The following is a 13,519-nucleotide window of genomic DNA, read 5'->3' as shown; positions in this document are numbered from 1 at the left end:
TGGTGCAACTCTCTTCCTCGGAAGATCTTAAACTACAAGACTCCAGAAGAGTACTTTGACACCGAACTTGACCGCATTTACAGGCGTAGATAGTCAAAATCTACCAGATGTTATGGTAAGTGTTCAATTTATTCTTGCAATTGGCGAATGGATTTTTTGTGCTCTAATCCAGTGAAAACGATTTTTCTTACTGGATCGGAACAGTGTTCAGTTTAATTTTACAATCGGCGACCCGTACAACTAGAAATAACTTGCCTAAGTAATCTTTGGCTAACAAAATATATCTATGACGAAAACACAACTCGCCGCAGTATACTCAAGTATAACATCTTTTACTTGTATTGTGCACTATCAATAATGTAAGGACGATTGTAAACAAAAATGCTGGATGGTTGCATCCAGCATTTTTAACTGTTTTAAATTACCGAACTGTCTTTGTCTTAAGACCCATGGCCTTTCTGATCAAGTCACTGATTCTCTGCCGTTCCGTCGTAGACAATTGCTGGTAGGACACGCCATCTTGCATAAAGCCAGTGCCGTGGGTGTAGTCAGTTACGACATTCTTCGTGGCTGGCAGGTATGAAGATGCCATCGAAGTCAAGTCGCTGAAGGTCAAGTCAGTTTGAACCTGCTTGGACAATGATGAAATAAAGCTAGTGTTCAGCAGCGTCTGGGCTGATTCGGCCTTCTTGACCAGGGCCTGCAGCACTTGCCGCTGCCGCTTTTGCCGGCCGTAGTCACCTTCTGGATCATCATACCGCATCCGGCTGTAAGCCAGAGCCTTAGCCCCGTCCATGTGGGTCTTCTGGCCCTTGGTGAAGGTGTAGCCTTCGTAGCTGAAGCTCAGAACCGGCGCGATGTCAACCCCACCAACCTTGTCGACGATAGTCTTAAGTCCGCCCATGTTAACCAACACGTAAGCATTGATCGGGATGTTGAAGTACTTCTTCAGCACCTTAGCAAGTTCACCAGCATTACCGTATGCGTAAGCCGCGTTCAACTTAGACGGTGAGTGTTCCGGATAATCCGGCAGGTTGACTTGAATGTCACGTTCGAAGCTGACCAGGGTGGTCTTCTTGGTCTTTGGGTTCAAGACCGCGACCATGATGGAGTCGGTCCGGCCTTTGTATGTTCTGCCCAAAGCCCCGGTGTCAGTCCCCATCAAGAGGACTGCCATCGGCTTCTTGTTACTGATGACGTCGTTCTTGCTCCCGTTTTCCGCGCTGCTGATCCCGCCTGAACGGTAAGCAGTATTAACCGCGTTCTTAACTGAACTGTATTCATACCAGGCAAATCCAGCCAGGCCAACCACGAATACCCCAACGACAATCCAGAAGATCCGCCAAAACTTATTGCGTTTCTTCCGCTTCTCAGTTCTTGTATTTAACTTTTTCTCATTCACAGCTTTTCACCATATGTCCAATCTTTAGAATAGATGCAATAGTTTCATTATATATAAAAACTCCGGGTCTGCACCAGACAAATCCGCTTTCCTCTGTTTTTTTAAAAAAACTTAGACAAATGCCTGGCTAACACTTCAATTTTAGCAGATCTCCCCGCCATTTAAAATCTATTGATTGAAAGCCGCATACAAAAAGAGGAGTCAAGGCTCGCCTTTAACTCCTCTGCAACTTTTTATGATTAGTAGCCGGTACCAGTGTTTTGACCGTACATATTTTGGCTGCTGTCCTGCGTGCCATAGCCGGAATTATAAGTGGAATTAGAATTAGACCCGTAATTGGAATTATAGTTGGAACCAGTATTAGTATCAGAGCCAGGAGCAGTCGTTGAACCGCTAGCATTGCTGCCAGGGGTATTTCCGGCAGAGCTGCTTGCGCTTGGACTGGTTGAGCTGCTAGTAGAAGTATCGATTGAGTCCGTACTTATCTTTTTAGTCTTAAGACCCAAGGCTTTTCTGATCAAGTTACTGATTCTCTGCCGCTCAGAAACAGAAATCTTCTGGTAGGAAACCCCGTTTTGCATATAGCCAGTACCGTGGGTGTAATCAGTTTTCAAGTTCTTTGTAGCTGCCAGATAATTTTTAGCCAAAGAGGTCAAATCAGCAAAGGTTAAGTCAGTCTGCACCTGCTTGGACAGGGAGGAAATAAAGCTGGAATTGAGCAGAGTCGTCGCGCTTTCCGCCTTCTTCAAAAGAGCCGAAAGAACTTGCCGTTGCCGCTTTTGCCGGCCATAGTCACCTTGCGGGTCGTCATAGCGCATACGTGAATATGCCAAAGCCTTGGCTCCGTTCATGTGGGTCGTTTTGCCCTTGGTAAAGGTGTAGCCTTCATAGCTGAAAGACATCACCGGAGCAATATCGATCCCGCCGACCTTGTTGACGATGGTCTTAAGGTCACCCATGTTAATCAAGACGTAGGCATTGATTGGAACATTGTAGTACTTCTTCAAGACCTTAGCCAATTCCTTGGCATTGCCGTAAGCATAGGCCGCGTTCAACTTGGAAGGCGACTTGTCCGGGTAGTCAGGCAAGTTGACCTGCTGGTCTCTTTCGAAGCTGACCAGAGTCGTCTTCTTGGTCTTTGGGTTCAAGACCGCGACCATGATCGAGTCGGTCCGGCCCTTGTAAGTTCTCCCCAAAGCCCCAGTGTCCGTCCCCATCAAAAGGATTGCGATCGGCTTGGAGCTGCTGAGGACGGAATTCTTGCTTCCGTTTTCTGCACTGCTAATGCCGCCAGACTTGTAAGCTGAATCTGCCCCATTCTTAACCGTATGATATTCATAGTAGGCAAAGCCGCCAATCCCAAGCAACAAGACAGCAAGGATGCTCCAGAAGACGCGCTTGGCTTTACCACGCTTCTTCCGCTTGCCAACTCTGGTGTTTATATTGTTGTCATTTTTCAAAGTCTTCACCAAGTATCCTATTCTTTTGAGATAAAAGTCATTATCTACATTATAGTTAAACTAGAATCAGATAGGCGCCAGCTGACAGATTTTTATCTTTTTTGAAGAGTATTTTCACATCTTGGTCAAAGAAAAAAATCCCGCTGACGCGGGATTTTTCTGCTTACTTGATTTTAGAAGTTTGCGGACTTGATGTACTTGCCGCTGGCTACTGCGTAGAATTTCTTGCCTTGGAAGATCACAACAGAGCCGTAAGTGTACTTCGTGCTGCCCTTCTTTTGCACGCCCTTAAGTGCCTTTACCTTCTTGCCCTTCTTGACATAGATGTAGGCATTCTTCTTAAGAGTACGCTTCTTGCCGACAGTAATGTTGCCAACCTTGATGTACTTACCATTGCTGAGCTTGTAGTAGACCTTGCCCTTGATGATCCGGATGCCGACAGACTTGGTGTACAGGCCCTTCTTGTAACTCTTAGCCTTAGTCTTCTTGCCCTTAGCTGAGTAAAGAGCGGCGTTGTGCTTCAGACGGATGTAAGTACCAACCGTTTGGTAGCTGATCTTGGCGCCTGAGCGCTTGTCAAACATGTACCACTTGCCATTGATCTTTTGCAGGCCGTACAGCATTTGGCCAGTCTTAGGGCTGTAGTAGACAGTCTTCTTTTGGCTGGCAATGTAATGGAAGCCAGTTTGCATTACGCCAGTCTTCTTGTCGAACATGTACCACTTGCCGTTGATCTTGATTTGGCCGACAACTCTTGCGCCTGAACCTGGAGCAAAGTAGTAAGTCTTGCCATTGATCTTTTGCAGACCATACAGCATGTGGCCAGTTGCTGGGTCGTAGTAAACCGTCTTGTTTTGGCCAGCCAGGTATTGGAAACCAGTTTGCATCTTAATTGAGCCGTCATCGGTTGAATCGTTGTACAGGTACCAGTAGCCGTCCTTGTTAACTTGGAAGCTGTAACTGTCAGTTGACCGTTTGGCTTCCTTTAAGGATGCAGCTGCCAGTTCAGGCTTAGGACTATTTTCGTTCCAGTCCCAAACGCCTTGGTCAGTAGTTGAGTTGGCCAAGACAGTCGTCTTGTCACCATCGACCAAAACCAGGAAGCTTGGCCCAAGAGTTGAATTAAGCCCCTTGCCGGCAATTTCACCCCGATTACCCATGTAGGAGTTAATCAAAACAACGTGGTTAACGAAGTAGTCCTTGTCGTAAGTTACGCCGTTAACCGTAATCTTGTCGCTCTTCAAGTTGGCAGGGTTGATATTGACTACGTAATATGAGTAGGTAGCAGTACGCCAAGTTGATGGTACAGACGCGCCAAGTACCAGACCGTCACCGTTCAGAGGAATGTAGTCGCCGTCTACCTTGTCAGAAACAAAGCCCAGCATGGTAACGTTGTCCCCAACCGCGATGTTAGTCTGAACAGCAAAGTCAGTGTCACTGGCATGGTTGACCCGGCCATCAACGAAGAGGTAGTACTTACCATTCAACTTGATTAAGTCTGGCCGTTCGATTTCGTCACCGGACAGAACAGTCTTAACAAGCGGCTTGTACAGAACTTGCTTGCCATTTTCGTCAGTAGGTACCTTAGGATTCTTAGGGTCACTCATGTCAAGCTTGAGCAAACCGATAGCACTGTTGCTTACTGCTGCTCTGGTGTTCATGTCGGTGCTGTTGAGCAACTTGAACAATTCACTTACGTTGTAAGCCGCGTTGCCGCCGTATCTGCTCCAGTCATACAAGTTATCAGCACCTTCTGGGTCGTCACCGAGATCACCAGTAGCAGTTTCAAAGGCCAGGTAGTAAGTACCGTCACTGTCCTTGAAGACGTGGGCGTCACGCATTTGCGGGTTGTTGGCCCCACGGTTTTCGCTGTTCTTCCACTGTTCATAGTTTTGGTAAACAGTACCATCACCGATAAAGAGAATGTGGTCGTTTTCAGTGTTCTTAATGTAAACACCGTCAGCGTTCTCGCCAATGTTGACCGTGATAGTGGCAATTCTTTGGTTGTTGCTTTCTTGGGCTAGAACGTTAGCATAGAACAATTGGATTGAGCCGTCAGCGTTAAGCATAGCTGAACCGGACCATTGGCCAGTTTTCGGGTCATTGTTGTAGCCAAAGATTGAACCGGCAACCTTCCAGTTAGCAAAGTTGTTGTCACCATACTTGTTGTAAAGCAGGTACAAGTGGCTGTCGCTCTTGTGCGGGATACCCATCATGGCCACAGCCAGCTGGTAGCCGTTCCAGTTTTGCACGTAGCCAGTTTCTGGGTCTTGGACTGGCCAGGAGTCCCAGATGTCCATGGTTGCTTCTTCACCGGTTTCCGCGTCCTTGACCTTGTCCAAACCAGGCATGTTGACGATCTTTTATCCCTTGAAGAGCGGAATTTGGGAGCTGCTGTCGCGTTCAACGATCTTCTTGGTAATTGAGTCGTAGTCCTTCAAAGTATACTGGTTGTCTTCAGTCTTGTTCAGAACCATCTTGTTCAAAGCAGTGATCTGTGTGTCAGTCAGCTTGTCCAGGTCCAAGGTGCTTCCTTCTCTCAAAGCAGCAGCCACGATCTTCTTACCAGTGTCATTCAGTTTGGCGTAGTTGTCCTTGGCAGCTTGCGTGGTCAAATAGTTGTTGATAACTGAACCTTCGCCAATGTTTTCGTTTGAAACATCTTCACTGACGTTTTGCTTCCCAAGTTCTGAAGTTTCACCACTGGAGGTATTGCCAGTATATGAGCCTGGGTGAGTCTGGGTGTTGTCGCTGGCTGAACCCGGGTTGTCGGTCGTGTTACCAGTACTCTTAGTATCAGTCTTAGTGCCGGTGTTGGTACCAGTTGAACCTGGGTTGGTTGGATCCGGAGTACCAGTGGTCGTGCCAGTAGTAGCTTGGTTGGTGTTGCCAGTTGCAGTGTTGGCAGTCCTGTTATTTGCGGTATTGGTGTTGTTAGTGCCGGCTGCGGTATTGTTATTAGTTGCAATCGTGGTATCAGCCTTAACAGTTTGTGCCTTACCCGCGCCAGCAAGCAAACCAATGGTCATTGCCGAGAGCATTAAGTAATCTTTGCCGAACAGGCCGCGTTTCTTTTCTTCCTTTTTCATAACCTTAAGTTTTTCCTCCAAAAGATAATCACGCATTTTGCTCAGCCAGCTAACAAGCACACTAAGCAATATCTTTGTTCTACAACATTTCTTTCACATTTTTTGTAGCATTTGTATCTACTTATCTATTTAAAGGGCAAACCGCTTTAAAAACCCACTAATTCTCCAAGCTCACTTAAGAAAATAAAGCAATATTTTCCGTAATATATTCTCCGCCATTTTCCGCCTATTCCTTCTTTATGTAATCATGTTAGAATGTCAAAGTTGTTTGTTCTAACACTAAAGTGATTTTGTAAAGAAGAGGAATTTCCGTGAAGAAAGCAATGCAAAAATTAACGGCCCTCCTGCTGGCCTCAACCAGCTTCCTCGTGGCCAGCCCCGCCAAGGCCAGCAGCCTGGCTGACCGCAACTACCAGGGGCAAAAAGTTATCACCGTCAACCAGGACCGGCCAACTTTTTCCAAAAAGGCCCTGTCGACTAAAAAGGGGGCCTGGCAGAGCTACCACAAGCTGGACTCTTTAAACCGGGCCGGGGAGCCGATGCCCTGCTGAACAAGCGGCTCATGCCGGCCAAGGCCAGAGAGCCCCTTTACTGGAACCCAACCGCCTGGCACAACAAGAAGATCGCCGGCGGCTGGCTCTACAACCGCAGCCACCTGATCGGCTACCAGCTGACCGGGCAAAACAATAACCCCAAGAACCTGATCACCGGGACCCGGCAATTAAACGACCCGGGCATGCTCAAGTACGAAAACTAGGTGGCCAGCTACATCAAATCCTCCAGCCGGCACTACATCCGCTACCGGGTCAAGCCAATCTTCCGCGGCCGGGAGCTCCTGGCCCGCGGGGTTGAGATGGAGGCCCAGTCCACTGGCTCTAACGCTGTCCGCTTTCACGTCTACATCTTCAATGTCCAGGACGGCGTCAAGCTCAACTATTCAAACGGTACCAGCGTGGTTACCGGCGCGGCGAAAAAGTCTGCCAAAAAGACAGTAGTTAAAAAGGCCGCTGCTAAAAAATCCACATCTTCTAAAAAGAAGATCAAGACTTCTACCACCGGCCGGATCGTCGGCTACCGCCGGTCCAAGATCTACCACGTTCCAGGCCAGGCCGGCTACCACATGAATTCAGCCAACGCGGTCTACTTCCGCACCGAAACTGAAGCCAAAAGAGCCGGCTACCGCCGGGCACTGCGCTAAAGCATATTTCTTGTATTTTTGCAAGGGCCTGTGTAGTATTGGCAGTAGGAAAAGGCAAGAGAGATGGACCTACCTTTTCCTGTAAAGATTTTATATCATGCTCTTTTCTTATTGCATTTTTACACACATACTCTTTTATCTTATTTGTACAGTTTTGGTTCAATATGTTGGCATATCGGGCGACTCATTTCAAACACTTCTAACATCTTTCGCATTTTTACCGATTCCTTTCTATTCATAAAATGCATCGAAGCCATATGCCATCCCCCCTTTCACATCAAAAAGGAGTCCCAACCGCGGGTTGGGGCTCCTTTTTTGCTCTATTCTGCTTTCTTCTTGCTGGACTGCTTTTCAATCTTCTTAGTCGTCTTCTTGCTCATTTTCTTCTTTTCCGTCTTCGTCTTCTTCACCAGCAACGGGCTCTCTTCCAGCTTATTCAAACTGATCTGCAGAAGCAGCTTCTTGAAGTAGGCCTGGCTGCCGATTTTTTCTATTTGCCCCCGGTTCCCCTTGAACCAGTAAACGCCACTAGCGTCTGCAAAGAGGCAGACCATATCAGAACCCGTGTAAGCGCCGGTCAAACTTCCTTCCGTCTTGCCAATCGCCACTTTTTTCCGGTAAAAATAGCGCGGCTTGGCCCCGTCAACCGGGAAATAGCTAGGCAAGCTGTTTAAAGTAATCCGGCTGTTAGCCGCTACCGCCAAAACCAGCAGGTCATCACTGCCTGCCCGGTCTGGCTGTCGATCTTCAGCTGGAGCTTGCCGCTCTTTTCTTCTGTCTCCCAGACGTTTAATCCCGCGGCCGCGCTGGCTGCCAGCAGGTCTTGGTTGGCCTGCTTAAGTGCCTGGTTTTCCTTGGCCAGCCGGGAATTTTTCTTCTTTAAACTGGAATTGTCGCTCGCCAATTTGTCCAGGCGCTTTTTGATGCTGGAAGCTTCCTGGCTCTTGGTCCGGCTGGCCTGGTAGAGCTGGCCGGCCAGCTGTCTGTTTCTCTGGGTCTGCTTGGCAGCTTGCGCGCTCAGCCAGACGCTGGCTCCCATGGCGGCAAAGCCCACCACCAGAGCCAAGACCGTCAGCCAGGTCAGCCAATTCTTCTCCTTCATCATCTTATCCCCCTTACATTTTTAACATCACTCTTTCATTATACTACTTCCTTTGAAAAGGCTTCCGCCCCCTGGATAAAAGAAAAAGGCGGGAACTTCCCGCCTTATTGAGCATCGCGCTCTGCAATATCGCAGCGCATCAGCTTCTCAATGATGTCAATATATTCCCGCGGCACCTGCTGGCCCAGATAGGTCAAATGGATATCGCGGTCGGTCAAGTCGACCACCATGCGGTCTTCCTGCCCTTCCTGCTCCAGCATTTCTACCGGCAGCCCGGCCAGAATGCTGTTCCTAGACACGCCAAAAATATTCGCTATCTTCTCAACAGCCTTCATCCGCGGTACCTTGCGGCCAACCTCCCAATTAGAGACGGTCTGCTTGCTTACTCCCAAGGCCAGGGCCAGCTCCTGCTGACTCATCCCCCGCCGCCGGCGCAGGTCTCGCAAATACTTGCCAATCATGTTCTTTTCCATCCAAAGTCACCACCTATTATAAGCATAACATAAGTTGTAATAAAATGAAATGTTTATGAGAGTTTTTTTATTTTTTTAGAAAAGAACAGAAAAGATAAAAAGAAGCCTGCTTCCGCAGACTTCTTAATTAACTTTATTACTTGGTCATTTCTGACTTCTTTTCCCGCAGCATCAAGGCGTCAACGGTTTCCCGGGCATCAGCACCGCGGTTGACCACGGCGTCAACGGCGAAGACGATTGGCATTTCCACGTCATACTTGTCAGCCAGTTCCAAGGCAGCTGGAATGGCGTTGATCCCTTCAACGACCATGCCGACTTCCTTCTTGGCTTCTTCAGCGCTCTTGCCCTTGCCGATCAAGTAACCAGCATTGTTATTCCGGCTTTCCTTGCTGGTGGCGGTGACAATCAAGTCCCCCATGCCGGCCAGGCCGTCAAAGGAGTCTTCCTTGCCGCCCATCTTAAGGCCCAGGCGCTTGATTTCCGCCATCCCGCGGATGATCAAGGCAGCCCGCATGTTGTCCCCGTAGCCCAGGCCTGAGCAGATCCCGCTGGCCAAAGCAATTACGTTCTTCAAGGCCCCGCAGAGCTCAACGCCCAAGCGGTCAGAGTTGGTGTAAACCCGCATGTTCTTGTTCATGAAGACATCCTGTACCTTTTCAGCCACAGCTTGGTCTTCACAGGCGGAAACGATGGTGGTTGGCAGGTCCTTGGCCACTTCTTCAGCGTGAGTCGGGCCAGACATGGCAACGTAGTGGACATTGCCATGCTTGCCGTCCTTGTTCAATTCGTCAGCGATGACTTCAGTCAAAGTTAAGAGGGTGTCTGGTTCGATCCCCTTAGCCACGTCAACGATGATCTGCCCGTCTGGAATAAAGGCAGCGGCAGTCTTGGCAGTTGAGCGGACGAAGACTGATGGTACGGCGAACAGGATGATGTTCTTGTCTTGGCAGGCTTCCGCAATTTCCTTAGTGAATTTAATTTTGTCAGGAATAACCATACCTGGCAGGTTCTTCTGGCGACGAGTTCTTGAAAGTTCGTCGACTTCTTGCGGCAGGGCTGACCAGACGGTCACTTCATGACCAGAGTTGCTGAGCATCCGGGCCAGTGCCATGCCCCAAGTACCTGCTCCCAAAACACCGATTTTTGCCATATTATTACCTCACTTAGTTTGTTGATTCCTATTCGCGGCGGCAAAACGGCCGCCACTGATCTAACCTATTATAGCACTCAGCCGGCAACTTTCTCTTTAACCCCAGCCTAATTATTAAGAAATTAGCCTTTGCCCGCGCAAAAAAGACGTTTCCCAATTGAAACGTCCGTTAGAGAATAGCCATATTAAAAAGTGTAAACAAAAAACAGCTATGCTTTTATCTCCAAGTGAAAAACTAAAGAGTTTATTAAAAGCAACCGCTTACTCTTCTCCACCGTGGCCAAGGACCTTTTAGAAGAAAACGAAGCGGCCAGCAACCTGCAGCTGGCGCCTAAAGGGAAAGTCACTGAAATCCATCCTTTAAAAGGAAACGAAGCAGGCAAGATCAACCTTTTGACCGACCCGGTCCGCGGCCCTCTTTGCCGCTACGGGATTGCCCACCAAATCACCGTGACCCAGGGACCGATTCCCCTAAAGCAAGGGGGAAAAGGTGTGATTATGCGGACGCCGATTTTTATCAAGAGAAAGGGCAAGAAACAATTCTGGGGCTTTGCCATCGTAGTGATGAAGATCCCCCAGACCTTCTCCTCAACCGCAGCTAATCTTAAATCAGCCGGCTACAGCTACGAATTAGAAAAGCAAGTTTCACCCTTAAATACAAGCTACAAGCAAGTCATGCAAAAGGGCAGCCTCCACGAGCCAATCACCTACAGCTTCACGACTGCTGACAACAGCAAATGGCTCTTGAAGCTGGCTCCGGCCAAGGGCTGGCTCTACAACAAGTGGAACTGGTTCATGGGCTATATCGTGATCATCGACTTCGCCATCGCCGGCCTCATGCTCTGGGTGATCAACCGGCGGATCAGCGGACGGATTCTGGAAAGAGAAGCCACCCTGGACCCCTTGACTCAGGCCTACAACCGGCAGGGCTTCGACTGGAAGCTGGCGAGCCTGTCAGCCAAGAAGCAGCCGGAGACCACGGTAATCATGCTGGACATCGACGACTTCAAATCGATCAACGATGTCTTTGGCCACCAGACCGGGGACGCGGTTTTAGTCCAGCTGACTAAGAACTTGAAGCAGTGTTTCGGGCCAAACGCTATCATCGGCAGAAACGGCGGGGACGAATTCGTCGTGGCTCTTCCCGGCAAGATGAGCGACAACCGGCCTGCTATCAAAAGCCTATCCGTTTTAAAGCAGGAAGCGGAAAGCAACGGAGAAGCAATTCCTTTCTACGTTTCCATCGGCTACAGCGAGTTCCCGGGCCAGGCCAAGGACTATGAAGAGGCCTTGAAGTTCGCCGACGCGGCCTTGTATGAGGTGAAAATTGCCGGCAAGAACAATTTTGCCAGCTACAAGTCCAGCATGTCAGAGAAGAAGCACCACAACCGGCTGGGCCTGGGTTTAAGGGCCCTGGCGGTGGGCGGACCCGACTCCCCTTTTGGTCATGCAGATGGATACTAAAGAAGCCATCTCCGTTAACAAGAGCCTGCTGGAGCTGTTTGGCTGCGAATTGTCGTCAGAATTCTACGACTATTACGGCCAGTCCCTGCTCAACCTGATTTCCCCGGGCGACCAGGCCAGGGTCAAGGAGGAGTTTACGGACTTTGTTGAGTCAGCGGTTGATGAAGAACGCTTTAGGGGCGACTGCCAGATTTTGACGGCAGATGCCCGGACCTTTAATTAACGGAGGCAGAAAAAATGGCTGAAGAAGAAAAGAAGTTGAACATCCCTAACCTACAGATTCTGGGCCTGGATGACAGCCCTCTTTTTCAAGGTGCGGGCAGCTAAGGCAAAAGCGTGACCTATCCTAAGAAGTTTTCCAACCACCCTGGCTTTAAGCGGGTCTTTCAGCCAGGCAAGTTGACTTTCGGCTTGATGGCCCCTTTTAAGGGCTACCCAGACAGCCAGATTCCGGATGTCAGTAACCTTTTTGACTGCGCCAAGGCGGCAGAAGCTGCCGGCTTTGACGCCTTGTGGATCAGAGGTGTGCCTTTTTATGACCCATACTTTGGGGACGTAGGCCAGGGCCTGGACCCGATCGCGACCCTGGGCGCCTTGGCCATGACCACAGACAAGATTGTTTTGGGATCTGCCGGCTTCATTTTACCTGAGCGGAACCCGATCCACGTGGCCCAGGCAGCCGTGTCAATCGATCGGCTCAGCAACCACCACTTCCTGCTGGGCCTGGTCAGCGGGGACCGGAAGAATGAGTTTAAGGCTTTTGGCCGGGACTGGAATGAGCGCAGCGAGATCTTCAGAGAAGGCTGGGACTTAACCAAGAAGTCTCTGACACATCCCAACCACCTGCACTTCAGCGGCAACTACTACAGCAAGCTGACCGGGTCTTTGAGTGTCGTGCCTCAGTTTGAAGAGGGCTACTCAATGCCTCTGGTGGCGATCGGCCGCTGCCGGCAAGAGCTCTCCTGGCTAACGAGCCGGACGCCTGGATCTGGCATGAGATCGGCTAAGATGAGACGGCGCCGGCGGTTAAGAAGCTAAATGACTTGAATGAGGACGGCAACTGGCATCCCTTCGGCTACCAAAACTTCGTTGAGCTGTTGGATGACCCGGACGCCCCATACGAGCTCTTCAACAAGATCTACCTGCGCGGGGGCGCCAAGAGCATGGCCCAGTTCTGGCGCAAGCAGCGCGAGGAAGGCTTAAACCACGTGATTATCAACTTCAAGCCAACTAAACGGCCAATTACGGACTGCTTGGCTGACATGGAAAAGTACGTTTTCCCAGAAGTAAATAAAGACTAAAAAAAGGCTCTGCCATCGTGCTTGATGATAGAGCCTTTATTTTTGCTCAAATTAATTACTTAGCTGAGCTAGTTGAAGATGCTGAAGTTGACTTTGCGCTAGCCTTCTTAGTTGACTTCTTAGCAGTCTTAGCTGCCTTCTTGGTGTTTTTAGCAGCCTCCTTAGTTAACTTCTTGGTAGTCTTAGATGCCTTCTTGGTGTCCTTAGCAGCCTTCTTAGTTGACTTCTTAGTAGTCTTAGCTACCTTCTTAGTGTTCTTGGTTGCCTTCTTTGCAGCCTTCTTAGTTGACTTCTTGGTTGCCTTCTTAGCTACCTTCTTGGTTGCCTTCTTTGCAGCCTTCTTAGTGCTCTTCTTAGCTGACTTCTTGCTTGATGATGAAGCTGCTGAAGAGCTGCTCTTTGAAGCTTCTGATGAGCTTGAAGCCTTTGATGATTCTGGTGAGCTAGTCTTCTTTGATGAAGTTGCTGAGCTTACTGAGCTGGTCTTCTTTGATAAAGATTCAGCAGCAGTCTTGTTGCTCTTAACTTCAGTCTTGTTTTCAGTTGCGGCCAGAACTGGGCTTACGCCAGTAGCCAACAGAGCAACAGCAACAGTAGCTTTACCAAGGTTCTTCATTAAACGGTTGTTCTTCATAATACGGTTCCTTTTCCTATATCGGTATCAAAACAATTCTTTTTACTTGCTCTTAATTATACTCAATTATTGAAAGATGTTAAGCCAAAAAATGAAGGAAATTATAATTAAACTTTTATCCTCACTGAAGGCAAAATTATCCAACTTATTTTCAAGTTAAAAGAGTCGCCGATTGTAAAATTAAACTGAACACTGTTCCGATCCAGTAAGAAAAATCGTTTTCACTGGATCAGAGCACAAAAAATC

General features: G+C 48.8%; 13 protein-coding genes and 1 pseudogene. 5 read left to right on the top strand and 9 right to left on the bottom strand.

Going from position 1 to position 13,519, the window contains the following annotated elements; translation table 11 throughout:
- Nucleotides 1–421: 421 nt before the first annotated feature.
- From FD23_RS03285 to FD23_RS10255, 4 genes are all read right to left on the bottom strand, one after another.
- Entirely contained in the window at nt 422–1,402 is a 981-nt protein-coding gene (locus FD23_RS03285; RefSeq protein WP_025896060.1) for an LCP family protein, read from the bottom strand.
- Between the two features lie 239 nt (nt 1,403–1,641).
- Entirely contained in the window at nt 1,642–2,871 is a 1,230-nt protein-coding gene (locus FD23_RS03280) for an LCP family protein (protein ID WP_052933772.1), read from the bottom strand.
- Between the two features lie 164 nt (nt 2,872–3,035).
- Nucleotides 3,036–5,213 carry a glycoside hydrolase family 68 protein gene (locus FD23_RS03275; RefSeq protein WP_230844906.1) on the bottom strand — a complete coding sequence of 726 codons (2,178 nt, stop codon included), beginning with the start codon at nt 5,211–5,213 and terminating at the stop codon, nt 3,036–3,038.
- Nucleotides 5,214–5,225: 12 nt separating this feature from the next.
- A complete protein-coding gene (locus FD23_RS10255; protein ID WP_230844907.1) occupies nt 5,226–5,951 on the bottom strand; it encodes a hypothetical protein in 726 nt (241 codons plus the stop codon).
- Nucleotides 5,952–6,262: 311 nt separating this feature from the next.
- Between FD23_RS10255 and FD23_RS03265 the strand changes: the two are divergent.
- Nucleotides 6,263–7,149: pseudogene (locus FD23_RS03265) on the top strand (DNA/RNA non-specific endonuclease).
- 320 nt (nt 7,150–7,469) lie between these two features.
- Here FD23_RS03265 and FD23_RS09975 read toward each other — a convergent pair.
- The 4 genes from FD23_RS09975 to FD23_RS03245 form a co-directional block, all read right to left on the bottom strand.
- Nucleotides 7,470–7,853, bottom strand: coding sequence for a hypothetical protein (locus tag FD23_RS09975; protein WP_230844908.1), 384 nt, complete (start codon nt 7,851–7,853; stop codon nt 7,470–7,472).
- Nucleotides 7,844–8,254, bottom strand: coding sequence for a hypothetical protein (locus FD23_RS10250; protein WP_230844909.1), 411 nt, complete (start codon nt 8,252–8,254; stop codon nt 7,844–7,846). Before FD23_RS10250 ends, FD23_RS09975 begins: the two co-directional genes overlap by 10 nt.
- A 101-nt stretch (nt 8,255–8,355) precedes the next feature.
- On the bottom strand, nt 8,356–8,724 hold the full coding sequence (locus tag FD23_RS03250) for a helix-turn-helix domain-containing protein (protein ID WP_052933773.1): 369 nt from the start codon (nt 8,722–8,724) through the stop codon (nt 8,356–8,358).
- Between the two features lie 136 nt (nt 8,725–8,860).
- Nucleotides 8,861–9,874 carry an NAD(P)H-dependent glycerol-3-phosphate dehydrogenase gene (locus FD23_RS03245; protein WP_025896062.1) on the bottom strand — a complete coding sequence of 338 codons (1,014 nt, stop codon included), beginning with the start codon at nt 9,872–9,874 and terminating at the stop codon, nt 8,861–8,863.
- Between the two features lie 276 nt (nt 9,875–10,150).
- Here FD23_RS03245 and FD23_RS09965 point away from each other — a divergent pair, with 276 nt between their 5' ends.
- The 4 genes from FD23_RS09965 to FD23_RS10245 all read left to right on the top strand — a co-directional run bounded on the left by FD23_RS09965 (nt 10,151) and on the right by FD23_RS10245 (nt 12,639).
- Nucleotides 10,151–11,338, top strand: a complete 1,188-nt coding sequence (locus FD23_RS09965) for a sensor domain-containing diguanylate cyclase (protein WP_052933774.1) — start codon at nt 10,151–10,153, stop codon at nt 11,336–11,338.
- Complete coding sequence (locus tag FD23_RS03235; protein WP_230844910.1) at nt 11,328–11,561, top strand: hypothetical protein; 234 nt, start codon at nt 11,328–11,330, stop codon at nt 11,559–11,561. The genes FD23_RS09965 and FD23_RS03235 overlap by 11 nt, the downstream gene beginning before the upstream one ends.
- A gap of 113 nt (nt 11,562–11,674) precedes the next feature.
- Complete coding sequence (locus FD23_RS09180) at nt 11,675–12,376, top strand: LLM class flavin-dependent oxidoreductase (RefSeq protein ID WP_230844911.1); 702 nt, start codon at nt 11,675–11,677, stop codon at nt 12,374–12,376.
- 5 nt (nt 12,377–12,381) lie between these two features.
- Nucleotides 12,382–12,639, top strand: a complete 258-nt coding sequence (locus FD23_RS10245; RefSeq protein WP_025896066.1) for a hypothetical protein — start codon at nt 12,382–12,384, stop codon at nt 12,637–12,639.
- 55 nt (nt 12,640–12,694) lie between these two features.
- On the opposite strand, the gene FD23_RS09645 is transcribed toward FD23_RS10245, so the two are convergent.
- Entirely contained in the window at nt 12,695–13,273 is a 579-nt protein-coding gene (locus tag FD23_RS09645; protein WP_052933775.1) for a hypothetical protein, read from the bottom strand.
- Between the last annotated feature and the right edge of the window lie 246 nt (nt 13,274–13,519).

It is taken from the genome of Lactobacillus delbrueckii subsp. delbrueckii DSM 20074 = JCM 1012, assembly GCF_001433875.1.
Taxonomy (GTDB): Bacteria; Bacillota; Bacilli; order Lactobacillales; family Lactobacillaceae; genus Lactobacillus; species Lactobacillus delbrueckii.
The sequence above is the reverse complement of the archived record's forward strand: the minus strand, read 5'-3'. Positions and strand labels throughout refer to the sequence as shown.

Coding starts and splice junctions, on each gene's coding strand:
- FD23_RS03275 (WP_230844906.1), bottom strand. CDS start 5,213: ATGCCTGGTTTGGACAAGGTCAAGGACGCGGAAACCGGTGAAGAAGCA.
- FD23_RS10255 (WP_230844907.1), bottom strand. CDS start 5,951: ATGAAAAAGGAAGAAAAGAAACGCGGCCTGTTCGGCAAAGATTACTTA.
- FD23_RS10250 (WP_230844909.1), bottom strand. CDS start 8,254: ATGATGAAGGAGAAGAATTGGCTGACCTGGCTGACGGTCTTGGCTCTG.
- FD23_RS03250 (WP_052933773.1), bottom strand. CDS start 8,724: ATGGAAAAGAACATGATTGGCAAGTATTTGCGAGACCTGCGCCGGCGG.
- FD23_RS03245 (WP_025896062.1), bottom strand. CDS start 9,874: ATGGCAAAAATCGGTGTTTTGGGAGCAGGTACTTGGGGCATGGCACTG.
- FD23_RS03235 (WP_230844910.1), top strand. CDS start 11,328: ATGGATACTAAAGAAGCCATCTCCGTTAACAAGAGCCTGCTGGAGCTG.
- FD23_RS09645 (WP_052933775.1), bottom strand. CDS start 13,273: ATGAAGAACAACCGTTTAATGAAGAACCTTGGTAAAGCTACTGTTGCT.